This is a genomic window from Bordetella sputigena (assembly GCF_965137885.1).
GTDB classification, from domain to species: Bacteria; Pseudomonadota; Gammaproteobacteria; order Burkholderiales; family Burkholderiaceae_B; genus Bordetella_C; species Bordetella_C sputigena.
In genome coordinates this window covers 513,876-539,262 of record NZ_CBCSCA010000002.1, presented here as the reverse complement: position 1 = coordinate 539,262, position 25,387 = coordinate 513,876, and the positions used below count along the sequence as shown (strand labels likewise).

At 64.1% G+C, this 25,387-nt stretch carries 26 protein-coding genes and 2 tRNA genes; 17 read left to right on the top strand and 11 right to left on the bottom strand.

Features of this window, described 5'->3' with window-relative positions:
- Positions 1-68: 68 nt before the first annotated feature.
- Positions 69-1,391: an ergothioneine biosynthesis protein EgtB gene (egtB, locus tag ACNA0R_RS05610; RefSeq protein WP_415824946.1), complete on the bottom strand. Its 1,323-nt coding sequence runs from the start codon at positions 1,389-1,391 to the stop codon at positions 69-71.
- Positions 1,392-1,425: 34 nt separating this feature from the next.
- Complete coding sequence (gene egtD / locus ACNA0R_RS05605) at positions 1,426-2,448, bottom strand: L-histidine N(alpha)-methyltransferase (RefSeq protein ID WP_415824944.1); 1,023 nt, start codon at positions 2,446-2,448, stop codon at positions 1,426-1,428.
- Between the two features lie 219 nt (positions 2,449-2,667).
- On the opposite strand from egtD, the gene ACNA0R_RS05600 reads away from it, so the two are divergent.
- The 4 genes from ACNA0R_RS05600 to ACNA0R_RS05585 are packed head-to-tail and all read left to right on the top strand — an operon-like array spanning position 2,668 to position 5,377.
- The gene (locus ACNA0R_RS05600) at positions 2,668-3,006 is read left to right on the top strand and encodes an ElaB/YgaM/YqjD family protein (RefSeq protein WP_415824943.1); all 339 of its coding nucleotides are present in this window, start codon (positions 2,668-2,670) and stop codon (positions 3,004-3,006) included.
- A 32-nt stretch (positions 3,007-3,038) separates the two neighbouring features.
- Positions 3,039-3,554, top strand: coding sequence for a hypothetical protein (locus tag ACNA0R_RS05595; RefSeq protein WP_415824942.1), 516 nt, complete (start codon positions 3,039-3,041; stop codon positions 3,552-3,554).
- 16 nt (positions 3,555-3,570) lie between these two features.
- Positions 3,571-3,894: a hypothetical protein gene (locus tag ACNA0R_RS05590; protein WP_415824940.1), complete on the top strand. Its 324-nt coding sequence runs from the start codon at positions 3,571-3,573 to the stop codon at positions 3,892-3,894.
- 28 nt (positions 3,895-3,922) lie between these two features.
- On the top strand, positions 3,923-5,377 hold the full coding sequence (locus ACNA0R_RS05585) for a phospholipase D-like domain-containing protein (protein ID WP_415824939.1): 1,455 nt from the start codon (positions 3,923-3,925) through the stop codon (positions 5,375-5,377).
- Between the two features lie 117 nt (positions 5,378-5,494).
- Here the strand turns inward: ACNA0R_RS05585 and ACNA0R_RS05580 are convergent, their stop codons facing one another.
- A complete protein-coding gene (locus tag ACNA0R_RS05580; protein ID WP_415824938.1) occupies positions 5,495-5,863 on the bottom strand; it encodes a hypothetical protein in 369 nt (122 codons plus the stop codon).
- A gap of 165 nt (positions 5,864-6,028) precedes the next feature.
- Here ACNA0R_RS05580 and ACNA0R_RS05575 point away from each other — a divergent pair, with 165 nt between their 5' ends.
- A complete protein-coding gene (locus ACNA0R_RS05575; RefSeq protein ID WP_415824937.1) occupies positions 6,029-6,361 on the top strand; it encodes a hypothetical protein in 333 nt (110 codons plus the stop codon).
- Positions 6,362-6,460: 99 nt separating this feature from the next.
- Here ACNA0R_RS05575 and ACNA0R_RS05570 read toward each other — a convergent pair whose 3' ends face one another.
- On the bottom strand, positions 6,461-7,939 hold the full coding sequence (locus ACNA0R_RS05570) for an RNA polymerase factor sigma-54 (protein WP_462935910.1): 1,479 nt from the start codon (positions 7,937-7,939) through the stop codon (positions 6,461-6,463).
- Between the two features lie 279 nt (positions 7,940-8,218).
- On the opposite strand from ACNA0R_RS05570, the gene ACNA0R_RS05565 reads away from it, so the two are divergent.
- Entirely contained in the window at positions 8,219-8,671 is a 453-nt protein-coding gene (locus ACNA0R_RS05565) for a PRC-barrel domain-containing protein (protein WP_415824935.1), read from the top strand.
- 6 nt (positions 8,672-8,677) lie between these two features.
- Here ACNA0R_RS05565 and ACNA0R_RS05560 read toward each other — a convergent pair whose 3' ends face one another.
- Positions 8,678-9,694, bottom strand: coding sequence for a sigma-54 interaction domain-containing protein (locus ACNA0R_RS05560; protein ID WP_415824934.1), 1,017 nt, complete (start codon positions 9,692-9,694; stop codon positions 8,678-8,680).
- 334 nt (positions 9,695-10,028) lie between these two features.
- Here ACNA0R_RS05560 and ACNA0R_RS05555 point away from each other — a divergent pair, with 334 nt between their 5' ends.
- Positions 10,029-11,420, top strand: a complete 1,392-nt coding sequence (locus tag ACNA0R_RS05555; protein WP_415824933.1) for a sigma-54-dependent transcriptional regulator — start codon at positions 10,029-10,031, stop codon at positions 11,418-11,420.
- A gap of 63 nt (positions 11,421-11,483) precedes the next feature.
- Here ACNA0R_RS05555 and ACNA0R_RS05550 read toward each other — a convergent pair whose 3' ends face one another.
- The 4 genes from ACNA0R_RS05550 to ACNA0R_RS05535 form a co-directional block, all read right to left on the bottom strand.
- On the bottom strand, positions 11,484-11,765 hold the full coding sequence (locus tag ACNA0R_RS05550; protein WP_415824932.1) for a MatE family transporter: 282 nt from the start codon (positions 11,763-11,765) through the stop codon (positions 11,484-11,486).
- A gap of 149 nt (positions 11,766-11,914) precedes the next feature.
- Positions 11,915-13,576, bottom strand: a complete 1,662-nt coding sequence (locus ACNA0R_RS05545) for an FMN-binding glutamate synthase family protein (protein ID WP_415824931.1) — start codon at positions 13,574-13,576, stop codon at positions 11,915-11,917.
- Positions 13,577-13,670: 94 nt separating this feature from the next.
- Positions 13,671-14,948 carry an arsenic transporter gene (locus ACNA0R_RS05540; RefSeq protein ID WP_415824930.1) on the bottom strand — a complete coding sequence of 426 codons (1,278 nt, stop codon included), beginning with the start codon at positions 14,946-14,948 and terminating at the stop codon, positions 13,671-13,673.
- Between the two features lie 78 nt (positions 14,949-15,026).
- The gene (locus ACNA0R_RS05535; RefSeq protein ID WP_415824929.1) at positions 15,027-15,971 is read right to left on the bottom strand and encodes an AEC family transporter; all 945 of its coding nucleotides are present in this window, start codon (positions 15,969-15,971) and stop codon (positions 15,027-15,029) included.
- A 5-nt stretch (positions 15,972-15,976) separates the two neighbouring features.
- On the opposite strand from ACNA0R_RS05535, the gene ACNA0R_RS05530 reads away from it, so the two are divergent.
- Together ACNA0R_RS05530 and ACNA0R_RS05525 are read left to right on the top strand one after the other, a co-directional pair.
- Positions 15,977-16,117 carry a hypothetical protein gene (locus ACNA0R_RS05530; RefSeq protein WP_415824928.1) on the top strand — a complete coding sequence of 47 codons (141 nt, stop codon included), beginning with the start codon at positions 15,977-15,979 and terminating at the stop codon, positions 16,115-16,117.
- The gene (locus ACNA0R_RS05525; protein ID WP_415824927.1) at positions 16,114-16,551 is read left to right on the top strand and encodes a GNAT family N-acetyltransferase; all 438 of its coding nucleotides are present in this window, start codon (positions 16,114-16,116) and stop codon (positions 16,549-16,551) included. The genes ACNA0R_RS05530 and ACNA0R_RS05525 overlap by 4 nt, the downstream gene beginning before the upstream one ends.
- A 193-nt stretch (positions 16,552-16,744) precedes the next feature.
- Here the strand turns inward: ACNA0R_RS05525 and ACNA0R_RS05520 are convergent.
- Positions 16,745-16,829: transfer RNA gene (locus ACNA0R_RS05520), tRNA-Leu, on the bottom strand.
- A gap of 172 nt (positions 16,830-17,001) precedes the next feature.
- Between ACNA0R_RS05520 and rnr the strand changes: the two genes are divergently transcribed.
- The 6 genes from rnr (at position 17,002) to ACNA0R_RS05490 (ending at position 22,981) form a co-directional block, all read left to right on the top strand.
- Complete coding sequence (rnr, locus tag ACNA0R_RS05515) at positions 17,002-19,416, top strand: ribonuclease R (RefSeq protein ID WP_415825033.1); 2,415 nt, start codon at positions 17,002-17,004, stop codon at positions 19,414-19,416.
- Between the two features lie 49 nt (positions 19,417-19,465).
- Positions 19,466-20,203, top strand: coding sequence for a 23S rRNA (guanosine(2251)-2'-O)-methyltransferase RlmB (gene rlmB, locus ACNA0R_RS05510; RefSeq protein WP_415824926.1), 738 nt, complete (start codon positions 19,466-19,468; stop codon positions 20,201-20,203).
- Between the two features lie 35 nt (positions 20,204-20,238).
- Positions 20,239-21,483, top strand: coding sequence for a cystathionine gamma-synthase family protein (locus ACNA0R_RS05505; protein WP_415824925.1), 1,245 nt, complete (start codon positions 20,239-20,241; stop codon positions 21,481-21,483).
- 13 nt (positions 21,484-21,496) lie between these two features.
- Entirely contained in the window at positions 21,497-22,177 is a 681-nt protein-coding gene (locus tag ACNA0R_RS05500) for a Fe2+-dependent dioxygenase (protein ID WP_415824924.1), read from the top strand.
- A gap of 258 nt (positions 22,178-22,435) precedes the next feature.
- On the top strand, positions 22,436-22,708 hold the full coding sequence (locus ACNA0R_RS05495; RefSeq protein ID WP_066637942.1) for an HU family DNA-binding protein: 273 nt from the start codon (positions 22,436-22,438) through the stop codon (positions 22,706-22,708).
- Positions 22,709-22,905: 197 nt separating this feature from the next.
- Positions 22,906-22,981: transfer RNA gene (locus ACNA0R_RS05490), tRNA-Val, on the top strand.
- 63 nt (positions 22,982-23,044) lie between these two features.
- Here the strand turns inward: ACNA0R_RS05490 and ACNA0R_RS05485 are convergent.
- Positions 23,045-23,446, bottom strand: a complete 402-nt coding sequence (locus tag ACNA0R_RS05485) for a carboxymuconolactone decarboxylase family protein (protein WP_415824923.1) — start codon at positions 23,444-23,446, stop codon at positions 23,045-23,047.
- Positions 23,447-23,569: 123 nt separating this feature from the next.
- Here ACNA0R_RS05485 and ACNA0R_RS05480 point away from each other — a divergent pair, with 123 nt between their 5' ends.
- Positions 23,570-24,454: a LysR family transcriptional regulator gene (locus ACNA0R_RS05480; protein ID WP_415824922.1), complete on the top strand. Its 885-nt coding sequence runs from the start codon at positions 23,570-23,572 to the stop codon at positions 24,452-24,454.
- A gap of 105 nt (positions 24,455-24,559) precedes the next feature.
- A complete protein-coding gene (locus ACNA0R_RS05475) occupies positions 24,560-25,387 on the top strand; it encodes an energy transducer TonB (RefSeq protein ID WP_415824921.1) in 828 nt (275 codons plus the stop codon).

The window sequence follows — 25,387 nt, the reverse complement described above, 5'->3', positions numbered from 1 at the left end:
ATGGCAGCACAGCGTCCTCAGGAAAGAACGAGATTCTAGCATGGCGATTTGCCGTTTGCCAAATCCCCTCAGGCGTCGCGCGCCAGCCGCAGGCCGGAGAACTGCCAGCGCGCATCCGGCGGGAAAAAGTTGCGATAGGTCGCGCGGATATGCGATCTGGGCGTGGCGCAGGAGCCGCCGCGCAGCACGTATTGGTTGCACATGAACTTGCCGTTGTACTCGCCGACCGCGCCGGCGGCCGCCGAAAAGCCGGGATAGGGCTCGTAGGGGCTGGCGGTCCATTCCCAGACGTCGCCGTACATCTGCAGCGGCGCGTTCACGGGGCCGGGAGAGGGGGCGGCACGCGGGTGGAAATGGCCGGATTCCACCAGGTTCGCATGGGGATCCAACGGATCCAGCCCACGCGCGATCTGCTCCCATTCCGCTTCCCTGGGCAATCGGGCGCCTGCCCAGCGAGCGTAGGCGTCGGCTTCGAAATAGCTGATGTGCGTGACGGGGGCGTGCGGGTCGATCGGCTCCATCCCGCGCAAGGTGAAGGCCTGCCACTCGCCGTCGATATCCTCCCAGTAAAGCGGCGCCTGCCAGCCCTGGCTCCGAACCGTGTCCCAGCCCAGCGACAGCCAGAGTTCCGGGCGGCCATACCCCCCATCCTTGATGAACTCCAGATACTCGCCCTGGGTGACGGGCCGACGCGCCAGCTTGAAAGGCCGCAGCAGCACCTGGTGGGCCGGTGTCTCGTTGTCGAAACAGAAGCCCGCGCCCTGATGGCCGAGTGTGACGATACCGCCGGGATGGTCCACCCATGCCCGCGGCGGGGTTGCTTCGAGAGAGGGGCGCGCGGCCATGGAGACCGTGGGCGCTTCGGTATACGCGGGCCGCAGCGCATTGCATGACAGCAGATGCTTGACGTCGGTAAGGATCAATTCCTGATGCTGCTGCTCGTGATGCAAACCCAGACGCACCAGGGCGCCGATTTCCGCATCGTGGCTGACGCGGGGAATCAGCCGCGCCATGCCTGCATCGACATGCGCGCGATAGGCCAGGACGTCCTGCAAGGGCGGCCGGGTCAACAAGCCGCGCTGCGGACGCGGATGCCGTTCGCCGATGGCGTTGTAGTACGAGTTGAACAGGAAGCCATAACGCGGATGGAAGACCGAATAGTCCGCCAGATGCGGCTGCAGCAGGAAGGTTTCGAAGAACCAGGTCGTATGGGCCAGATGCCATTTGACCGGGCTGGCATCGGGCATGGATTGGGCCTGGCAATCCTCGGCGCTCAGCGGCGCGGCAAGCCCGCGGCTGGCGTCCCGTACCATCAGGTATTGCGCCAGCAGATGCTCGCCGTCTTGATCGGCCGATGGCGTCGCTCGCGCCGCGATTTGAGGTGTGTCCATAGTCTTAAGTGCGTAGCTGCCAGCGGGGCGGGTGTCAGGCTCGGGCACAGAACACCGCGAACCATTCACGTGTGTCGGTCCAGTAGCGGATCTGGCCGAAGCCCGCGCGTGCCAGCATGGCCTTGAAAGCGTGCGGCCGGTACTTGTACGAGTCTTCGGTATGGATGTTCTCATCTTTTTCGAAGCGCCGTTGGCCGCCGGCCCAGGTGACCGTCGTCGCGACGCGGGCGCGCAGATGCATTTCCATCCGCGAACGCGCTTCGTTGAAGCAAGCCACGTGGCGCCACTGCGCCAGATCGAAATCGGAACCCAGGATCTGGTTCACATGGCGCAGCAGGTTCAGGTTGAATGCCGCGGTGACGCCTACCGCATCGTCATAAGCGGGTTCGAGTATCTCGCGCGCCTTGACGAGATCGACGCCGATAATCAGGGCGCCGTCCACGCATTGGCGGCGGATACTGGCCAATAGGTCGGCGGCCCGGTCCGGCGGCAGATTGCCGATGCTGGAGCCGGGATAAAAGAAAGTCCGCTGCTCCGGATGTACATCGTCCGACAGGGTCAGGTCATTGAAGAAATCCATGCCCAGGGCGGTGATGTCCAGATCGGAATAACGATCCGCGATCCGCTTCACGGCCGCTTTCAGATAATCGACAGAGATATCGATCGGCACGTAGTGCGCGGGCTGGATATGGGCCAACAGCCGTTCCGCCTTGGCACAGTCGCCAGCGCCCAGATCGATCAATGTTCGAGTCTGTCCGGCATGCGCGACGATCTCGGCCGAATGGCGCGCAAAGATCTCATTCTCGCAGCGGGTGGGATAGTACTCGTCCAATAGGGTGATGGCGGTGAACAGGCTGGAGCCGAGTTCGTCGTACAGGAACTTCGGGCTGATCTCTGCTTGAGGTCTCGAGAGGCCGTCAAGCAACTCTTTTCTTACCGTTTCGGTGGTTTCGACGTGGCGCTGGTGAAAGCGCGGTTCGGCGGATCGCGCCGCCGGCGCCGCGAGGGACGCGGCCGTTTCGGGCAGGGAAGGGGACGAATACGAGGGAGAACGCATGCGAAGTCCTTGTCTAAGGGCGATGCCGGCCAAGCTCGTGATTGAGCAACCCTCGTTCCCGGAGGGCGCGCCTGCAATGCGGCGGTACTGTCGCGCTGAAATAGCGCTTTACCCCTCGTTTCGATTGCAAAGGGCTCTGGCCATCTTCAAGCTCGACAATGGGCCATACGGTACGCCGTCCCCTTTGTCACCTGCAAGGGTTTTTTCCAAGGAGAGACCATGAACTCGAACTCCCATAGCGCAGAACTCCTGGCAAGCAAGGACAAGGTCGCCACCAGCTTGCGAGAGCTGATGGCCGGTACGGAAGAACTGCTCCGCTCCACGGCCTCCTACACTGGCGAAGAGGTCGAGCGCGCACGGCAGCGCCTGAAGACGCAGCTCGAAAATGCGCGCAGCATGGCGGGGTCCTGGGAAAGCACGGCCGCCGAGCGCTACCGCGTCGTTGCCGACGCGACGGACGAATACGTCCACGAGAACGCCTGGAAGTCGATCGGCATCGCGGCCTTGGTGGGTTTGCTGCTTGGCGCCTGCCTTTCCTCGGGGGGCGACCGTCGTTGACGTAGTCGTTGCTTCGACCCTGAGACGTCATCATGCCTGTGATATTGGTCGCACGATTCGAGACGCTGCCGGACGCCGCAAGCGCAGCGCACGCCCTGGTGGGAGAAGGCTTTCGCGAGGACGCGGTCTGCGTTTTCCGTGCCGCGGAAGGCGAGCGCTGGCCTGGCCAGCTCGTTCATGCCGCCATGGCGCGCGCGGCGGCCCTGGGCGCCGCGGGCGCCTCGGTGGGCGTCGCCACCGCGGTGGCCATGAGCATCCCCGATGCGTACAGCGTGCTCGTGGCGGCCGTGGGCGCCTTGATGGGTTCACTGGTCGCTACATTGCTCACCCGCTTTGAGCGGCGTAGTTCCAGCGAGGGGCGCTTGCCCACGCAGGCCGCGTTCGTCGCCGTGGTTACCCAGGCCGGTCAGGAAGACAAGGGCGCCCAACTGCTGCGTGATGCCGGTGGACGCAGCATGGAGCGCCTGCGGCGGCGCCATATCGCCGCTGATTTGATCCCTGGTCGCGAGAATATGAGAACCTCGCTGCGCACGGGATTGCCGATTTGAAGAAGCACGGGAGACCATGATGAAAGCAGGACGTACGGATGAACACGACAAGCCCGCGGACGCTCAGGCGACCGATCAGCCGCAATCGAAAGGAAGGGAAGGCCCGCAACGCGTCGCGCATGAACTGGACAAGCAGCAGGACTGGGACAAGGCGGCGCAGGATCGTGGCTACCAGCCCGGAGACCAGGGCGGCTACAAAGGCGATTACGACCAAGGAAAATACGAGACGCGGGATTTCGGTTTCCCCAAGAAAGAAGACGCCGAGCGACGTGTCGGCTCACGCCAGGCCACTCCTTCCGACGCTACCACCGACCACTCCAACAAAAAGCAAGGCGGCTAGCCGCCAACCCTAGAACAAGAAAAACGATATGAAATGCTTATGGCGAGCCAGTTGGCTCGCGGTACTCGCGTGCGCCTTGAACGCCTGCGCTACCGTGCCCGATACCAGCGACGGTGCAATGCCGCGCAGCCAGATACGGATCGCGACGGACTCCGGCTGGCTCAGCTATCAGCGTAGCCAGACCATCGTCAAAGGCCTGGAGAAGGCGGGGCCTCCTTCCACGCAGGTAGAGCCGGGCGACATGGACGCCCAGACCGCCGGCTTCCTGCTGCGTCACCTGCAGGTGGAGGAAGCCATCAGCGGCTCGCCGTTGACCGCGGGCAATCGCGTGGACCTGCTGGCCGACGGGCCCACCACCTACCGCGCCATGCTCGCCGCCATCCGTGGCGCGCGCCAGTACGTCCACATGGAAAGCTATATCTTCGATGACGACGAGGCTGGCCAGGAGTTCGCGGACGCCCTGATCCAGAAGCGCCGCGAGGGTGTATCGGTTGCACTGATGGTGGACGGCGTCGGCACTCTCGGCACATCCAAGGCGTTCTTCGATCGCATGAGGGACGCCGGCGTGCAGGTGGTGGTGTTCAATCCCATCAATCCGGCAGAGGCACGCGCGGGATGGTCACCCAACAATCGCGATCATCGCAAGCTGCTGGTTGTCGATGGCCGGATCGGATTCCTTGGCGGCATCAACATCAGCGGCGTGTACGAATCATCGCCTTCGTCCGGATCGTCGGCATCGATACTGCGTGGAAGCTCGGCTGACGCGGACAAGGTGCCCGATCCCAAAGAGGCGCCCTGGCGGGATACGCAGATACGGGTGCAAGGGCCCGCCGTGGCCGAGATCGAGCGCGTCATGCAAGCCGGGTGGGAGAGCCAGCACGGCCCGCCGCTGGATCCGCGCGAGTTCTACCCGCGGGTCGAGCGCCAGGGCGATCTGCTGGTGCGCATCATCGCCAACCGGCCAGGGGATCGCGACGGCTACACGCTTTACCTGACCTTCATGTCGGCGATCCAGAGCGCGCAGCGATCCATACACATCACGATGGCTTACTTCGTGCCGGACCCGGCGTTCGTGCGCGCGCTCGCCGACGCTGCGCGCCGTAATGTCGACGTGGTGATGGTGCTGCCGGGCTTCAGCGATTCGTCGCTGGTGTTCCATGCCGGTCGTTCTTACTACACCGAGTTGCTGGACGCCGGGGTGAAAATCTACGAGCGGCGCGACGCACTTTTACACGCCAAGACCGCCGTGATCGATGGCGTGTGGTCCACCGTGGGTTCGAGCAATATGGACTGGCGCAGCTTCGCCTTGAACTATGAATTGAACTCGGTGATCATCGGCCCGCGTTTCGGACAACAGATGGAGCGTTTGTTCACCGACGACGTCGCGCATGCCGAGCGGATCGATCCGCAAGCCTGGGGAGATCGCGGTATCCGCGATCGATTCATGGAGTCCATTTCGAGGATGTTCGAACGCTGGCTTTGATGTACCGGATCGCGCAACAGGATAAAAACGCCTTCAAAAGCGGATCTCCAGAAATCGCATCGTCAAAAGCAGAACGGCCAGCAATCATGCTGGCCGTTTCCTTATGCGCGACGCGGTTTATTTGCCGAAGCGCGTCTTGGCATCCGCCATGCAAGCGTCCTTGGCATTGCCGGACAGCGTATCGCATTTCGCCTTGGCGACGTCATAGTCGCTTTCACGCTTCTTCTTGGTGGCGTCGTGACGCGATTCAGCCTGTTCCTTGGCCTGCTTGGCGTCCGCCTTGGCATTGTCGCGCGTGGCCTTGGCTTGCTTCTGGCACACGTCCTTTTGGTCGCCCTTCAGGCCATCGCACTTCTTTTCATCAGCGCGGTACTGTGCGTCGATTTCCTTGTTGGTCATCGGCGCTTGCGTTTGCGCATAAGCGGTGAAGCTGATGGCAGGAATGCTCAAGGCAATGGCGCTCAGCGAAAGTTTGATCATGTTCATGACGCTACTCCTTTGTTGTCTATCAGGCGTCTGGCCTGGCCCACGATGGGCCTGGCCGCGGTTCAGCAAGCGCTGTACCCACACATCGTTCTTTCAGCGGTGTCCCATGGGCATAGGGTTTGCTGTACTTGGGGTCCTTACTCGCCCACTTGATAGGAGAGCAGAATGAAGATCAGCCGACTCACCTCCATGTTGATCCTTGCCGCGGCCTGCGGCTCCGGTGCTGCACTGGCGCAGCAGAACGCGCCGACGACGCCCAGCACGACGCCCAACGATACGACCGCGACGCCGCCGAACAACGATAAGGTGCCTCCCGGAACGGCTGCTCCCGCGCCGTATGCTTCGCATCCGTCCGGCACCGCGCCGGTCAACCGCGATGCGTCCGGCAGCGACCTGCGCAAGGAAAACGAACCACGCATGCCTTCCGACATGAAGAACACCAACGTGTCGCCAACGCAGGGTGGCGGCGCGCCGTACACCGATACGGGCAAGCGCTGATGCATGGTGCGCCTTGCGATGCCAGCCGGCGTCGCAAGGCAATGAAAATGGGGCGCCGCGGCGCCCCATTTTCATTGCCGCGCAATGCGGCGAGCGACCTCAGTATTGGCGTCGCATATCCGCGGGCGGATACTTCAGCTGGCCGCGGTACTTGGAGACCGTGCGGCGCGCGACGACCACGCCCTGTTGCCCAAGCAGGTGCGCCAGGTCCACGTCCGACAAGGGCGTCGCAGCGTCTTCGCCATCGATCATTTCCTTGATCAGCGCACGCACGGCGGCGGCCGAGCAGCTTCCGCCCGTGTCGGTGTAGAGCTCGCGCGAGAAGAAATGCTTGAACTCGAAGATGCCGCGCGGCGTTGCCATGTATTTGTTGCTGGTGGCGCGCGATACCGTCGATTCATGGATTTCCAGTTCGTCCGCGATCTCGCGCAGCATGAGCGGCCGCAGCGCGATTTCGCCGTATTCGAAGAACGTCTGCTGGCGCAGCACGATGGCTTCCGCGACGCGCTGGATGGTGCTGTAGCGCTGCTCGACGTTGCGGATCAGCCAGCGCGCCTCCTGCAGTTCCTGCGCCATGGGCGATCGGTCGCTGTAGCGTGCGTTGCGGAACAAGTCCGCATAGGCGCGATGCAGGCGTGCGCGCGGCATGGCCGCCCGGTTGGGCGTGACGATCCATTGGTTATTGAATTTCTGTACGACGACATCAGGCACGACGTAGCTGGAGTCGTCTTGCGCGTAGCGCAGACCGGGGCGGGGATCTAGCCGACGGATCAGCGCGCAGGCTTCCCGCATGGCGTCGTCGCTGCATTGGCAAGCACGCACCAACCCCGAGAAGTCATGCTTGCCCAGGCGCTCCAGTTCATGTTCGACGATATGCAGCGCCAGGTCGCGGCCCGGGATGTCGCCGTCCATCGCGATGAGCTGCAGCTTCAGGCATTCCGCCAGGTTGCGCGCCGCCAGGCCGGGAATGTCCAACTGCTGGACCAGCTTCAATGCGACTTCCCATTCTTCGCGCTCCGGCGGGGGATCGAACACGCCGTCTCCGGCGAGTTCGGTCAGTTCCGTGCGCAGATAGCCTTCTTCGTCCAGTCCTTCGATGATGTATTCCGCCATCAACCGGTCACGCGGCGCCAGGCGATAGCTGCAGAGTTCGCTGCAGAGCCGGTCGCGCAGGTCTTCGGTGCTGCGCGCCCACTGTCCGACGTCGCTATCGCCGTCGCCGGAGGCGCGCGCCGCGGGGTAGTCCCCGGAATACTCCGACTGAATGTCCGGCAGCTCCGGTAACTCGACCACGACTTCCGGCGGAGCCTCGGTGATCGCCGGCGCCTGCAGATCCGGCGCGCTGGCCAGGGTATCGTTCAGCACGGCGTCCGTGCTCGTGGGCGTGGCGCTGGCCGCGTCCGAGGCGGCCGTGTCGTCGTCACCTTCTTCCAGAAAGGGATTGGTTGCGAGCGCTTGCTCGATTTCGCGGGTGAATTCCAGCGCGGACATCTGCAGCAGTTTTACTGATTGCTGGAGCCGCGGCGTCAGGCTGGTCTGCTGACGCGCCCTGAGTTCGTACGTGGCTTGATGTGCCAATTGCTGTCTCCGTTTGACTGCCGGGATGAAAACGTCCATCCCATTCAAGAAAGCAAAAAGCAAAGTGCATGCCAACTTTCGGCGGGTCGCCAGCCGTCCGGGCCATTCGCGCCAAACCCCCGTATTTATTGGGTTTCCAAGGCACGCCGTATGCTGACCCCGGAATAGACCACGCGCCACGGCCGCGCGACGGGAGCTTCTTGCCAGACGGAATTACCAGCTCATGTAATAACTTCCAGGCTGGCGTACTGGCCTTACGGTTTAGTGCAGGAGAGCAATATGGATCATGCCCGCGACACCGCCCCACTGACCCGCGCGGCGGCGGCCGGTTCGCCGGCCGAAACGCGCATTGTCGGTTCCGCGAAGAAATCCGGTAGTGGGCCAGGGCCGGAGATCATGGCAGCCGCGACGCTGGAGGGGAACGACGTCCTGAACCTGTCAGGCGAGAAGCTGGGCACCCTGCAGGACATCATGATCGATGTGCCGACCGGACGGATCGCCTACGCGGTGCTGGTGCGGGGCGGCGTCATGGGGATAGGCGACAAGCTGTTCGCCATCCCCTGGGGGGCGCTGACCCTGGATACCGATCGCAAGTGCTTCCTGGTGGATATCGACCTGGAGCGCCTGCGTAATGCCACCGGCTTCGACAAGGACAACTGGCCGCGGATGGCCGACCCCTCCTGGGCGGCCGATATCCACGAATACTACGGACAGCCCCCGTACTGGTCCTGATCCCGGTCAACCCGTGTGGGTCGTGGCGCCGGCGTCGTAGGTCCCCAGTCTGTTGTATAGCGTCTTCAGGCTGATACCCAGCGTGCGGGCGGTGAGCCGCTTGTCGCCCTGGTGATGGGCCAGTGTGGCCAGGATCAGTTCGCGCTGGGCCTGCAGCAGCGAAGTCCCCACGGCCATCTTCAGCGTGCCTTGGGCGACCTGGGCCTTGGGCTGGCGGCGGGACAGCGCGGGACCCGTTACTTCGACTACGTTGTCGGCCAGAATGTAGGCGCGATGGATGGTGTTCTTCAATTCCCGGACGTTGCCCGGCCAGTCGTAGGCCTGTAGCGTCTCCATCGCCCGTTTGGAAAACGTCTTGCTGGTGCCTTCCGCGGCATTGAAGCTATCCAGGAAGCGCTGCGCCAGATAAGGGACGTCTTCCAGACGTTCCCGCAGAGGCGGAACGCGCAGGGGCACGACGGCCAGGCGGTATAGCAGATCCTCGCGGAAACGGCCTTCGTTGACCGCCGTGTAGGGGTCGCGGTTGGTCGCCGCCACGATGCGTACGTTGACCTTTACCGGCTGCAGGCCGCCGACGCGATGAAACGTGCCCGTTTCCAGCACGCGCAGCAGTTGCACCTGCATGTCCAATGGCATCTCGGTGACTTCATCCAGGAACAATGTGCCGCCGCTGGCGTGTTCGAAATAGCCGATGTTCTGCGCGATGGCGCCGGTGAAGCTGCCTTTTTCGTGCCCGAACAATTCGGCTTCGATCAGCGTGGCGGGGATGGCGCCGCAGTTCACCGGTACGAAAGGCTGGGCCGCGCGGCCGCTGCCGCCATGGATCGCCCGCGCCACCAATTCCTTGCCGGTACCGCTTTCGCCCACGATCAGGACGCTGGCGTCTGTTCCGGCCACTTTATCGATCTGTTCCGCCAGCCTGCGCATGGCGTCGCACTTTCCCATGGATGACGGATCGGGAAAGGCGGCTGGGTCGGCGCGGCCCCCGGGGCGCGCTGCCGCGCTGGCGTTGAGACTTCCCATTTCCTTGTTTGCTCGTTTGGCTGTCGGACGCCGGGCGGCGTTCGCTATATGGTTGGGCTGCATATCTAATGATCCTACTTACCCAGAATACTCGCCGTTGCAAGCACTTGAAAGTAGATGAAAATCTTAGCTAACTGTACGAATTAATTACGTTTCCAGAAAACCTGGCAGGATAAGCTTCGCTGCCGCGAATGGTCCGCATTATGCACTGTCCTCCGTCTTAAACGCGATGCGGGTCGCACCCGGCGGAGGCTAGAATAAAAGGCTAGCGGCGCGCGCATTGCGCCCCAGCTTTTCGAAACCAGAAAGAAACGCGAACTTCACGGAACTGCGCATGCCACATGTTTTGATCGTCGATGACGAATCTCCGGTGCGGACGGCACTGGCGGAAATCGTCAAGGACGAAGGGTTTACCGTAGCCCAAGCCAGCGATTTGCGCGAGGCAAAGATCCAGATCCTGCGTCAGTCGCCGGATCTGGTCCTGTCCGACCTGCAATTGCCGGACGGCAGCGGCCTGGACATTTTCCAGGCGCTGAGCTCGCCTAACGTCGATGTCGTTTTTATTACCGGCCACGCCAGCGTGGAGAGCGCGGTGGACGCGCTGCGGCTGGGCGCCATCGATTATCTGCTCAAGCCGGTGAATATCCAGCGACTGAAGATGGTGCTGGGGCGCATGCCCCGCAACGCCGACTTGTCGCCCTGGGGCGGCCCCTTCGAGGACGAAGATCGCTTCGGCAAGATGCTGGGCCGGTCGCAGCCGATGAAGCAGCTGTATCGCCAGATCGCCAAGGTCGCTCCTACGGAGGCCACCGTATTCCTTATGGGGGACAGCGGGACCGGCAAAGAGCTGGCGGCCCAGGCTATTCACGAGCTCAGCGGACGGCGCAAAGGGCCTTTCCTGCCGGTCAACTGCGGCGCTATTTCGCCCAACCTGATCGAAAGCGAGATGTTCGGGCATGAGCGCGGCAGCTTTACCGGCGCGGACCGGCAGCACAAGGGTTATTTCGAGCGTGCGGCCGGCGGGACGCTGTTCCTGGACGAAATCACTGAAATGCCCATCGACCTGCAGGTGAAACTCCTGCGGGTGTTGGAAACCGGCCTGTTCATGCGGGTGGGCACGAACCGCGAAATCGCCAGCGACGTCCGCGTGGTGGCGGCGACCAACCGTGCGCCGGAGGAAGCGGTCGCGGAAGGCAAGCTGCGCGAAGACTTGTACCATCGGCTGAATGTATTCCCGGTGGAGCTGCCGCCGTTGCGCGAACGCGGGGACGACGTCATTCTGATCGCGCAGCGCTATCTCGACATGCTCAACAAAGAGCGTGGTGCGGACAAGAAATTCGCGGTCGATACGCTGGAAAGCCTGCGTAACCATACCTGGCCGGGCAATGTGCGCGAGCTGAAGAACTACGTGCATCGCGCCTTCATTCTGGCCGATGACAATGAAATCCGCGCGGGGATCGTGCCGCTGCAGATGTCGCCGGAGAAGACCGCTACGGGTTCACAGATTACCGTGCCGGTCGGGGTACCGCTGGCCGATGCCGATCGACGTTTGATTTTCGCCACGCTGGAGCAGTGCGGCGGGGTCAAAAAGCACGCCGCTGAAATCCTCGGCATCAGCCTCAAGACCCTCTATAACCGGCTGGAAGAGTACGCCGCCGCCGGGCATTTTCCCAAAGTGAACGGCGAGCCCGCCAAGCCGGAAGCAGTCGGCAGGTCCGCCAAGTAAAGGCGGCCCGTCTGTCACGCCCGAGCCGGGGCGTCCGTCACGCACGGCTCGGCCATAGGGACGTCAGCCGCCGTTGCGTGTGGGGTCGGGACGGGTGTGGGCCAATCCCGCTTCGTCTTCGCCAATGATGCGGTCGACCGCAATATCGTCGGCCGCCGGGCCGTCCGGCTCGCCTTCGACGTCGGCGCGGTCGCCCGTGCCGCTGGCGTCCGTATCGGTGTCCGGCGTACCGGGCCCCAGATCGCTGGCGGAATCCGACGAGTCGCTCGGGCCGAGCGCGCGGTTGCCATGGCCGGGCAGGGAAGTGCCGGCGAGATCGGCGTCGGGGTTATATCGTGTTGCCATGAGATCCTCCTGTGCGTCGAGCCGCGGCGGGTGACGCCGCGCATGACGTGTTCGACGCAAGCGCTGTGCCCTCCGCCGGCCGCGTTCCCCGCATCTGGGCAGCCGCACCAGGCCGGCCGCACCTGGCCAGCCGCGGAGAGCTCGGGCTATCAGGTCGGCACCGGTTCCGGAGGACTGTCCGCCAGGGCCTGGGCGGTGGTGATGTCCTGCGCCGGTTGGAAGGAGTGCGCGCGCGCGATCGCCCAACCCGTCTCGAAGACCTTGTGGCGGAATTTGCCTTCCAGCAGTTCACCGGGCGCGAGTTCCGGGAAAATGGCGGACAGCAAGCGCACTTCCGACGGCGAAATGCGACGCGCGATGTGATGGGGCCGCAGCGCCTTGGGATGGGTCAATCCCGCCGCGCCCAGCAGTTCCGCCAGCGCGTGCAGCGTGTTCGCATGGAAATTGGCCACGCGTTGCGCTTTGTCCGGGACCACCAGCGCCCGTTGCCGCACCGGATCCTGTGTCGCGACCCCGGTGGGGCACTTGTCCGTATGACAGGACTGCGCCTGTATGCAGCCTATCGCGAACATGAACCCCCGCGCCGCGTTGCACCAGTCCGCCCCCAGCGCCATGGTGCGCGCCATGTCGAAGGCCGTGACGATCTTGCCGGACGCCCCGATGCGGATACGGTCGCGCAGATTGACGCCCACCAGCGTGTTGTGCACCAGGCGCAGGCCTTCGCGCAGCGGCGTGCCGACGTGGTCGACGAATTCCGGCGGCGCGGCGCCCGTGCCGCCTTCCGCGCCATCGACCACGATGAAGTCTGGCGTGATGCCTGTTTCCAGCATGGCCTTGACGATGGCGAACCATTCCCAGGGATGGCCGACGCATAGCTTGAAGCCGACCGGCTTGCCTTCGGAAAGTTCGCGCAGCCGGGCCACGAAGCGCATCAAGCCCAGGGGCGAGTCGAAGGCGCTGTGTCCCGCCGGCGAGTTGCAATCCTTCCAGGGCGCGACGCCGCGCGTCGCGGCGATTTCCGGCGTGACCTTGGGACCGGGCAGGATGCCGCCATGGCCAGGCTTCGCGCCTTGCGAAAGCTTGATCTCGATCATCTTGACCTGCGGATCGCGCGCGTTGCGGATGAATGCCTCCGCCGAGAAATTGCCTTGCTCGTCGCGGCACCCGAAATAGCCCGAGCCGATATTCCAGACCAGGGCGCCGCCGGGCTTGCGGTGGTAGGGGCTGATGCCGCCTTCGCCCGTATCGTGCGCGAACCCGCCGATGCGCGCGCCTTCGTTCAGGGCGGTGATGGCGTTGCCGGACAAGGCGCCGAAACTCATGGCGGAGATGTTCAGCGCCGACATGGAGTACGGCTGCTTGCAATCCGGCCCGCCCACGGTTACCCGGAAATCACTGTCGGCGACGTGGGTCGGCGCCAGCGAATGGTTCATCCATTCGTAGCGATCGTTGTAGACCTCTTCCTGCGTGCCGAAAGGACGCTTGTCGACCTGCTTCTTGGCGCGCTGGTACACGATGGAACGCTGCGCCCTCGAGAAGGGCGTTGCGTTCGTATCGTCTTCCAGGAAGTACTGGCGGATCTCCGGCCGTATGGCTTCGAACAGAAAGCGCAGATTGCCGAGGATAGGGTAGTTGCGCCGTATCGCGTGATGCGGCTGCACTACGTCGTAGATGCCCAATAGCGCCAGCGCGCCCAGGGGGACGGCCGCCCAGAGCCATGCCAGCGAGGACGCCGCGGCCAGGGCGCTTGTGCAGACCGCGCCGACCAGAACGAGCGCCAGAGTGGAGAACCGTATGGCAAACCAGGACATGTCTTTCCTTCCTGATGGGATATCGGCCGCGTGTTGCCGGCCGCGGGATTAAGCCGCGGGCAACCATAACAGAAAGCTGTGTCCGCGACGCGTTTCAACTTAAACGCCACGCCAACGCCGCCAGGGTGGCGAGCAGTACGGGGACAGTAAGGACGACACCGATGCGGAAGTAATAGCCCCAGCCGATATGCATACCCTTGCGTTCCAGGACATGCAGCCACAACAGCGTGGCCAGGCTGCCTATCGGGGTGATCTTGGGGCCGAGATCGCTGCCGATCACGTTCGCGTAGATCATGGCATCGCGCACGGCGCCGGAGGCGGATGCGTCGGCAATCGACAGGGCGCCGACCAGGACGGCGGGCAGGTTGTTCATGATGGAAGACAGTGTCGCGGCGGCGACGCCGGCGCCGAATGCGCCACCCCACACACCGCCCTGCGCGCACCATGACAGGAAACTGGTCAGATAGGCCGTCAGGCCGGCGTTGCGCAGGCCATAGACCACCAGGTACATGCCCAGCGAGAACACGACGATGTGCCAGGGCGCGTGGCGCATGATGCGCCGGGTGCCGACGATGTGGGTGCGCCCGGCCACGAGCAGCAGCCCCAGCGCGCCGCAGGCGGCGATGGCGCTGACCGGTATCCCCATGGGTTCCAGGATGAAAAAGCCCGCCAGCAGCAAGGCCAGCACGATCCAGCCGGCACGGAAGGTGGCCGGATCGCGTATCGCGCTGCGTGGTTCCGGAAGCTGGCTATCGTCGTAGCGACGCGGGATGGCGCGCCTGTACACCAGGCTCAGCATCACAAGCGAGGCCGCCACCGCCGCGAAATTCACCGGCACCATGACCGACGCATAACGCGCAAAACTGATGTCGAAAAAGTCCGCCGAAACAATGTTCACCAGATTGGAAACGATCAGGGGCAGGCTGCCCGTATCGGCGATGAAGCCGGCCGCCATCACGAAAGCCAGCGACGCGCCCGCGCCGAAGCCCAGGGCCAGCAGAACCTCCATGACGATGGGCGTCAGGATCAATGCCGCTCCATCATTCGCGAAGAGGGCGGTGACCATCGCGCCCAGCAGCACGATGCAAACGAACAGCCGCCTTCCGTGACCACGGCCCCATTTGGCCACATGCAAGGCGCACCATTTGAAGAAGCCGGCTTCGTCCAGGATCAGGCTGGTGATGATGATGGCGATGAAGGTGGCCGTCGCATTCCATACGATGTGCCAGACCTCGGCCACGTCACCGATATGCACCACGCCCAGGGCCAGGGCCAGCGCGGCTCCGCCCGCGGCGCTCCAGCCCACGCCTAGTCCGCGCGGCTGGATGATGACCAAGGCCAGAGTCAGTATGAAGATGCAGGCGGCGAGCATGGCTGGATGTTGGATCAGGTGAGAAAGGGAAGAACAGTGCGATGCGCGCGGCATCCACGGTGGAGAACGGGCGCGGCGCTAGCGTACGCCGTGGGCTTCTATCCAGGCGACCAGCGCGGAGATCGTCAGGACCGACACCAGGGTGGAAAGCAATATGGTCCTGGACGCCACGCGGGCGTCCCGGCCGTATAACTGCGCCAGGATGAACGGGCCGGTGCCTATGGGCAGCGCCGCCAGCAGCACCGCCGTCCAGGCCCATACCGGCGGCATCGAGAACACCCCGAAGGCCAGCAAGGCGGTGGCGGCCGGCTGCACCAGCAGCTTGGCGGCGACGACGCGCGCAACGACGGCGCCATCGGCGCCGGCCTCCGTCTGGGCCAGGAACAGGCCGATGGCGATCAACGCACAAGGGCTCGCCGCGTTGCCCAGCAGCACCATGAAGCGGTCGATGGATTCGGGCAGCGGCACGCCGGTGGCCGACCAGGCGAAACCGAGCAGCGGCGCCGCCAGCAGCGGGTTGCGTAGCAGCGCGCCGCCCACCTTGGCGACGGTCCCGGCGATATCGTGGCCCTGCCGCTGGTCGGCTTCGATCAGGGCGATGGACGCGCCGAACAGGACGCAAGCCGTCATGAGCGTGGCGACGACCGCGGGCGCCAGGCTCTGCTGGCCGAATACGACCAGGCACAGCGGAATGCCCATGAAGCCGACGTTCGCATAGGAGTTGCTGAGGGCTTCGATGCTGATGTCGGTCAATGGCGTTCCCTTGCCGCGGTGCGCGACCAGGGCAACCACGAAAGCCGCGGCGATGCCGCCGATGAAGGACAGCACATAGCCCGCATGCGCCAACTGATCCCACGTCACCTGGGACATGGCGCGAAATAGCAGCGCCGGCAGGGACAGATAAACGACGAAACGATTCAGCACGTCGCTCGCCGACGGGCCCATGAGGCTTTTGCGCGCGGCCAGCCATCCCACCAGGATCAAGGCGAATACCGGCAGGGCGGCGGTGGCGACGGCATGCATGTTGAATGACAGTGAAAAAAGGAGCCCATTCTAAAGCCCATCGGGCATTTCCGATGTCGCGGCGCGGCGCCATCACGGCATTTGCTTCACTCCCCGGCGCTGGCGAAAATCAAGGTTTTGTTTTGCCTGAAGGAAAAGCAGTATGAGCGAACCATCGATCACCGTCGTCGTCGGCGACTGGGCACGCCTGCGCGACGACGCCGGCGCGGTGCGCCATGCGGTATTCGTGGTGGAGCAGAACGTGCCGCCGGAGCTGGAAATGGACGAACATGACGCCGCCTGCGTGCACGCGGTGGCCTATGACGCGGACGGGCAGGCGCTGGGCACGGGCAGGTTGCTGCCCGATGGCCATATCGGCCGCATGGCGGTGCACCGCCGTGCACGCGGTCTGGGAGTGGGCGCGCGGCTGCTGCGGGCTTTGATAGAGGCGGGGCGCTCCGCCGGCCATCGCAGATTGATGCTGAATGCGCAGACGCACGCGCGCGGCTTCTACGAAGGGCAGGGCTTTGTGGTGGAGGGCGAGGAGTTCATGGAGGCCGGCATCCCGCACGTCGCCATGGTCAGGACGTTTTCCGCCTGAGAGGCGGCGGGCGACACGGCCGGGGCCAACGGGGTGGCGGGCAACAAGGCGCCAGGCAACAGGGTGCCAGGCAACAAAAAACCCCGTGAGCACATGTCTACGGGGTTTTTCGCTGCTGTCTTCGGCGTGCATGCGTGCACGCTATCTTTATCTGACCACCACGGCGTTTCCGCCGTGACGACTCAAGATCGGGTGGTGCCCAGGAGAGGACTCGAACCTCCACACCTTGCGGCACATGGACCTGAACCATGCGCGTCTACCAATTCCGCCACCTGGGCACTGTATTTTCGTTAGAATACCGCTTTTGCGCAGCGCTCTACTTGGTTTCGAGCTTTAGTTCTGAGCTGGAGGGTATCTGCGAAACACAGAAGCTGTGCATTATAAACAGGAATTTCGACTTTGGCAAAACGATCGAGCGACGACGCCGCTAACAAGAACAGACCCACGGTCGTGCCCGAGGCGCCACCCGATTTCGATCCCGACGTTCCCAGCCGCGAAGCCATCCTGCGTGCATTGCGGTCTGCCGGCTCCCCGCTTTCGCCCACGGAACTGGCCGAGCGCATGGGCGTAGCCCGGCCGGAGACTTCGGTCGGCTTCGAGCGGCGCCTGGCCGCCATGGAACGCGACGGCCAGTTGCTGCCGAATCGCAAGGGCGTGTTGTTGCTTGCCACCAAGCTGGACTTCGTGGCCGGCAGGGTGCAGGGACATCGCGACGGCTTCGGTTTCCTGGTCCGCGATGACGGCGGCCCGGATATTTTCCTTTCGCCGCGCGAAATGCTGAAGGTGCTGCATGGGGACCGCGTGCTGGTCAAGCCCAGTGGCGAGTATCGCGGCAAGCCGGAAGGCACCATCGTCGAAGTCATCGAGCGCCGCACCAACAAGCTGGTGGGCCGCTTTCTGCATGAGCATGGCCTGTCCATCGTCGTGCCGGAAGACCAGCGCATCAAGCACGACATCCTGATTCCGCCGGGCGATACCAATGGCGCGCAGCACGGGCAGGTAGTGTCCGTGGAAATCATCGAGCAGCCGACGCGGCATACGCAGCCTTTGGGGCGCGTCGCCGAGGTGCTGGGCGAGATCGACGATCCCGGCATGGAGATCGAGATCGCGGTGCGCAAGTTCGATGTGCCGGTCGAGTTTTCCGAACCCGCGCGCAAGCAGGCCGCCCGTCTGCCGGACTCGGTGCGCAAGACCGACCTGAAGGATCGTGTCGATCTTCGCGACGTGCCGCTCATCACCATCGACGGCGAGGACGCGCGCGATTTCGACGATGCCGTGTATTGCGAAGCCGTCGAACTGGGCTCGGGTCAGCGCAAGCGGCCGGCCTGGCGCCTTCTGGTGGCCATCGCCGACGTCAGCCATTACGTGCGCCCCAATGACGCGCTGGACGACGACGCGCTGGAGCGCGGCACCAGCGTGTATTTCCCGCGGCGGGTCATTCCCATGCTGCCGGAGACGCTGTCCAACGGCCTCTGTTCCTTGAACCCGCACGTGGACCGGCTGGTGCTGGTCTGCGACATGGTCATTCCCGCCAGCGGTGCCAAGGCCGGTACCGTTACCGCATATCAGTTCTACAACGCGGTCATGCATTCGCATGCGCGCACCACCTACACCAACATCTGGGCGGCGCTGCAGCAGCCGGGCGGCCCCGCGGCCGCCGCCATGGCCGGCGTAATGCCGCAGGTGCAGAATCTGTACATGCTGTACCAGCTGCTGTCGCAGGCGCGGCGCAAGCGCGGCGCCATCGATTTCGATACGGTGGAAACCAAGATCGTCTGCAACGAGCTGGGCCGCATCGAACAGATCGTCGGCGTGGTGCGCAACGATGCGCACAAGCTCATCGAGGAATGCATGCTGGCGGCCAACACCTGCGCCGCGGACTTCATGGCGCGCAGCAAGCATCCCGGCCTGTACCGCATCCATGAAGGCCCCACGCCCGACCGCCTGCAATCGCTGCGCGAGTTCCTGCGCACGCTGGGCCTGACGCTGGGCGGCGGCGACACGCCCACCGCCAAGGACTACGGCGAGTTCCTCGACAGCGTGCGGGGACGTCCGGATTATCCGCTGCTGCAGACCATGTGCCTGCGCTCCATGCAGCAGGCGATGTACAGCCCGGAGAACGTCGGCCACTTCGGCCTGGCCTATCCGGCGTATACGCATTTCACCTCGCCCATCCGGCGGTATCCGGACCTGTTGACCCATCGCGTCATCAAGGCGCTGCTGCAGGGCCAGCGTTATGTGCCTTCCGTGCAGGACGAGCCGGTGGTGATAGGCCGTTCGCATAAAGAGCACGAGCATGCCATCTGGGAAAAGCTCGGTCTGCTGCTTTCTTCCAGCGAGCGCCGCGCCGACGATGCCTCGCGCGACGTGGAGGCCTGGCTGAAGTGCTGGTTCGTCAAGGAGCGCGTTGGCGAGGACTTCAGCGGTACGGTGACGGGCGTGGCCAGCTTCGGTATCTTCGTCACGCTGGACACGCTTCACGTGGAGGGCCTGGTCCATGTGTCGGAACTGGGTGGCGAGTACTTCCAGTTCAACGACGCGCTGCATGAGCTGCGCGGCGAACGCACCGGCATGCGCTACCGCCTGACCGACAAGGTCCAGGTCCAGGTCGCGCGCGTGGATCTGGAAGCCCGCCGCATCGAATTCCGGCTGGTCAAGGGCACCAGCTTCGAATCGCTGCGCAAGGCCGCGCAACGCGGGCCCGAGGAACCGCCTCGCCGCATCAAGAAGGCCGCCGGCGTCAAGCCCAAGGCCTTGAAGGGCCAGACCGCCAAGGTGAGGCGCGCGGAGGCCAAGAAGGCCGACCGCGTCGCCGCGCGGCAGGCCCAGGCTTCCACCAAATCGGCCGCTCGCAAGCGCCGCTGAGCACGGCCCCGCCCGACACGGGCGGGTAGTTACATGAGAGGTATTTTTTATGGCATCGACCCAGGTTCTGGCAGGGTTTCACGCGGTCGTGGCGCGCCTGCGCCACGCGCCGTCGTCCATCAAGGAAATTTACGTCGAGGCCTCGCGGCGCGACAAACGCATGGCGGCGCTGGTGGAGCAGGCGGGGCAGGCCGGCTGCAAGGTCCATCCGGTGCCGGCGGAGCGCCTGGAAGGGCTGGCGCGCGGCACGCGGCATCAAGGCGTCATCGCCCTGGCCGAGCCGGCCCAATTGGCCGCGGACATCGATGACGTGCTGGACGTCATTGAAGGGCCCGCATTTCTGCTGGTACTGGATGGCGTGACGGATCCCCACAATCTTGGCGCCTGCCTGCGTACGGCGGATGCCGCCGGCGTCCATGCCGTCATCGCGCCGCGCGACCGCGCGGTCGGTTTGAACGCGACGGTGCAACGCGTCGCCTGCGGCGCGGCCGATACCGTTCCGTACATCATGGTCACCAACCTGGCGCGCTCCATGCGGGCCCTGAAGGACCGCGACGTCTGGCTGGTGGGTACGGACGACCAGGCGACGACGCCCATGCATGGCGTGGATGCGAAGCGTCCCATGGCCTGGGTCATGGGCGCGGAAGGCGAGGGCATGCGCCGCCTGACGCGCGAAACCTGCGACGAGCTCGTGCATATTCCGATGCTGGGTTCGGTGGAGAGCTTGAACGTCAGCGTCGCCAGCGCCGTCTGCCTGTACGAAACCGTGCGCCAGCGCCAGGGGTAAAATCCCCGGTCTTCCCCGTATCCGCCCGTGCGATCATGGATAAATCCGGCTTCACTACCACCATTCTCCACTCCGATCGGCGCGATGACGTCGAGCACGGAGCCGTTCACAAGCCCATCCATGTCTCTTCCGAGTACGGCTATGCCGACGCGCGGGAGCTGGCGGCGGTGTTCCAGGGCAAGGCCGGCTATACCTACGCGCGGCAGGGCACGCCCACCACGGCCGCGCTGGAGGCGCGTGTCACCAGGATGGAAAAAGGCGTGGCGACCGTCAGCTTCGCCACCGGCATGGCAGCGCTGGCGGCCGTGTTCACGACGCTGCTGCGCGCGGGTGACCACCTGGTGTCCAGCCAGTTCATCTTCGGCAATACCAATAGTCTGTTCGGCACCTTGGTCGAGCTGGGCGTGGAGATCACCTTCGTCGACGCTACCGACGCCGCGCAGGTCCAGGCCGCGTTGCGGCCCAACACGCGGATGGTGTTCGTCGAAACCATCGCCAATCCCGGTACGCAGGTTGCCGACCTGGCGGCCATCGGCGCCCTGTGCCGGGATCGCGGGCTGGTCTATCTGGTCGACAACACATTGACCTCGCCGTGGATGTTGCGGGGCATCGACGTGCAGGCGTCGCTGGTCATGAACTCGCTGTCCAAGTACATCGGCGGCCATGGCAATGCGCTGGGCGGCACGATCACCGATACGGGATTGTTCGATTGGTCGGGCTATCCGAATATTTTTGATTCCTATCGCAAGGGCGCGCCGACCGGCTGGGGCCTGCTGCAAATCAAAAAGAAAGGGCTGCGCGATATGGGCGGCACTTTGTCGGCCGACGCGGCGCACCGCATCGCCGTGGGTTCCGAAACGCTGGCGCTGCGCATGCGCAAACACTGCGACAACGCGCTGGCGCTGGCGCGCCTGCTGGAAGGCCATCCCGGCGTGGCAAAGGTGTTCTACCCAGGTTTGCCGTCGCATCCGCAGCATGCGCGCGCGGCGGAGCTGTTCGACGGCTGCTTCGGCGCCCTGATGGGCGTGGAGCTGGTGGATGGCATCGATTGCTTCGAGTTCCTCAATCGCCTGCAGGTCGTGATTCTGGCGACGCATCTGGGCGATACCCGGACCCTGGCCCTGCCCGCCGCTCACACCATCTATTACGAAATGGGTGCGGAACGGCGTGCGCAGATGGGCATTGCCGACAGCTTCCTACGCGTGTCCGTAGGCATTGAGGACGAAGAAGACCTGCTGGGTGATTTCGATCAGGCGCTACGTGCCTGTATGAACACCTGAGCAGGGAGCTCCGATGCTGATTCAAATCTCCGAAGTTTTCACCAGTGCCGAGGCCGCGGAAATGCGGCGCCGGCTCGAAGCGGCCGAATGGGTCGACGGCAAGGTGACCGCGGGCCATCAATCGGCCCAGGTCAAGCAGAACCGCCAATTGCCCGAAAGCGACCCCCTGGCGCAGGAGATGGGCAATCTGGTCCTGCAGCGGTTGGCGCGCAACCCGCTGTTCATGGCGGCCGCGCTGCCGCGCAAGATATTCCCCCCGTTGTTCAACCGCTACGAAGGCGGGGAGAATTTCGGCTATCACGTCGACAACGCCGTGCGGCCTATTACCGGCACTTCGGACCGCGTGCGCACCGATTTGTCGGCGACCCTGTTCCTGTCGGAGCCGGACAGTTATGACGGCGGCGAGCTGGTGGTCGACGATGTGTATGGTCCGCGCAGCATCAAGCTGCCGGCAGGGCATATGGTGCTTTATCCGGGCACCAGCCTGCATCGCGTCAACGCGGTGACGCGGGGCGCGCGCATCAGTTCGTTCTTCTGGCTGCAAAGCCTGGTGCGCGAGGACGCGCAGCGCTCGCTGCTGCTGGAACTCGACGTCGCCATTCAGAGGCTGACTCAGGACGTCAAGGAGCATCCCTCGCTGATCCAATTGACTGGCGTCTATCACAATCTGCTGCGCCGCTGGGTCGACGTGTAGCCTTCCGCGCCGTCTCGCAAAGCCAGTAACGGCGCGGGTTTTCGGCGGATTTTTTCTTGACAGCCTTGTGTCGCCAGGGCCTAATACGCCTCTACGTCGCTCCTGGTTTGCCCGCGTTCACGCGGGCAGCATCATGGGCGGCGTAGCAATTTAAGCGTCGCGGTTTGTCGTGCAAACCGTTCAAGAAGAAGTCGTTCGAAAGTCTTGCCGACCGCCGCGCGGTCGCCGGGGCACCATACCTGTGAGGGGTAATCCTGCATGAACAAAACTGAGCTCATCGACCACATCGCCAGCAAGGCCGATATTTCGAAAGCGGCCGCCGGCCGTTCGCTCGACGCCTTGATCGGTGCCGTGAAGTCGACGTTGAAGAAGGGTGGCACCGTAACGTTGGTTGGTTTCGGCACGTTCGCCGTGTCTTCCCGTGCAGCACGCACCGGTCGCAATCCCCGCACCGGCGAGAGCATCAAAATCAAAAAGGCCAAGGTGCCGAAGTTCCGCGCCGGCAAGGCCCTGAAGGACGCAGTGAACTGATCGATCGTTCGGTCATGATCGCCCGGCGGCAAAGAGATCATTGAACGCATAATCGGCATCGGCCGTGTGCGTTGTTTGCGGATCACTCGTTTGCGGCCTTGCCGGGCGGTCGCTATAATTCGCACTTCGCGGTTGGCAATAGCGGACTGCCGGTCGGCATCGACATCGGCATCAAGAGTGGCCCCACTCGAAATCTGGGGTGCTTAGCTCAGCTGGTAGAGCGGCGCCCTTACAAGGCGTAGGTCGGGGGTTCGAACCCCTCAGCACCCACCACTTCCACCGCCCGTCACAAGACTTCCTTCGCTGCGATAAAGCAGCGTAGCCCGGTCCAGGGCCTCAAGCCGGTTCCTGCAATGGTAGCCGGATACCCAGCTCGCCGAAGACCTGTTTTACTTCCGCCAAGCCGTTCAGCGCCGCTGGAAAGCCGGCATACACGGCCGTCTGCATGACGATCTCCACAATTTCGGTTGGCGTGCATCCCACATGTAGCGCGGCGTGCAGGTGCACGCGCAATTGGGGCGCGGCATTGCCCAATGCGCAAAGCGTCGCCACTACGGCCAGCTCGCGTTCGCGCAGGCCTACGCCGGGCCGGGCATAGATGTCGCCGAATGGAAATTCGACCACGTAAGTGGCGAAATCGGGGAACGCCTGCCTCAGGCTTTCTACGACGGCAATGCCGGCTTCGCCATCGACCGCGTGCAGTTGTTCCAAGCCTGTGATGTATCGCTGGGATGCCATGGTGTCCTTCCTTGTCCGTTTCGGTGCTTCATCGCCACGCGCGGGATGCGCGACGGCCCTGGACGTGACTCTAGGCGGGACGCAGATGGCGGGGAATGACCGTTTTCGTGATACCTTTTTGGTATGACAGAAGCCCTCGATTCGCGCGGCATCGCGCTGTTCCTGGCAGTGGCGGAGACACTCAGCTTCCGCCAGGCGGCCGAGCGCCTGCACATGTCGCAACCGCCGCTCAGCCGGGCCATACGCCAGCTTGAAGACCGCCTTGGCGCGCCCTTGTTCTTCCGCGACACGCATGCGGTCAGGCTGACTCCCGCGGGAGAGCGCTTGCTTCCGCACGCGCGGCGGATCATGCGCTTGCTGGCCCAGGCGCGGGCCAGCGTGGCGGCTCCCGCACTCCCTGCGCGGCTGCGCCTGGGCCTTACCAGCGCGGTGGAACCGCCCTGGTTCAGCGGCATCGCCGGCCGCATCGAATCCAGCGGACGCTTCGATGCGGTACTGGTCGTATCCGACACTTCGCCGCGCCTGGTGCGGCAACTGCGCGCGCATCGCCTGGACGCCGCCTTCATCGCTTTGCCGACCGAGACCGCAGGGCTGGCGGTCACCATCCTGGACAACCAACCCATGGTGGTGGCGATGTCCTCGGCAAGTCCGCTGGCTCGTCGCAGGGTTATATCGCTGCGTGACCTGCGGGACACCACCATGTATATGTTCGAGCGGGCCCGCCAGCCGGCTTTCTTCGACCATTGCCATGCGGTCTTTCAGCGGCATGGTTTCGAGCCATGCGCCTTGCGCGAACCGGAAGACCATCATGTGCTGCTCGCCGGCGTCGCGAATGGCGAAGCGTGTGCGCTATTGCCGCGATCGTTCATGTCCCTGAAGCGGGCGGGCGTAAGCTATCGCCCCTTGAAAGAGGGTGGCGAGCTGGCGGTTTCCATAGGCCTGGCCACGCATCCCGACCGCGGCGAGCTGGTGGATTTCCTTCGCACGGTTGCGGCGGGAGACGAATGATTTTGCGAATAATTCCTATTTGAGATAGCATATCGGACTCATCCTGAGCTGCGCAATCGGGTCTCGCGTGGCGGTTCAACTCAAGACAGGGCATTGGGCTGGTTCATGCCTAGCAACAAAAAAAGCAATTGGTCCACGTCATCGAATTCTTCCCTGGGCGTCAGGCTGGGTGCGGGAATCGTCGTGGTAGCCGTGCATGCCGTCGTGGCGGGAGCCATGCTGTCGACGCAGGAAGTGGTGCCGCTACCGCCGGAAAGCCAGCCCATCATGGTCAGCGTGGTGGAAGCGCCCGTTCCGCAGGTGGCCAAGGCGCCCGAGACCCCGGAGCCGCCCAAGCCGGAGGTGCAACCCCCCACGCCGCCGGAACCGCAAGTCAAGCCCGAACCCGAACCGGACCCCACGCCGCCAGAAAAAGTCGAGCCGGAACCGGAACCGGAGCCGGTCATCGAGAAGCCGGTCGAACCCGCGCCCAAGCCCAAGCCGAAACCCAAGCCGCAGCCCAAGCCCAAGCCCAAGCCGCAGCCGGTGAAGGAAACGCCGCCGCCCAAGCCCGTGGAGCAGCCGCCCGCGCCGCCTTCTCCACCCACCGGCACGCCCGATGGCGCCACGGCCACCCAGGCGCCGCGCCAGGGGCCGCCGCGCGACCAGCCCGAAACCGTATCCAACATCGAATACCTCGGACCGGGTCCGTCCGCGGTCTATCCCATGGCGTCGAAGCGGCGCCGGGAAGAGGGGCGGGTGACGGTACTGGTGGTCGTCAATGCCCATGGGGTGATCGAAAGAGCGACCGTGGTGGCGTCTTCCGGCTTTCCCCGATTGGATGAGGCCGCGCTGGATGCCGTGCGCCGCGTCCGCTTCAAGCCCTACACGCGCAACGGCATCGCCTATACGGTCCAGGCAAGAATTCCGTTCGATTTCAATATAAGGAACTGA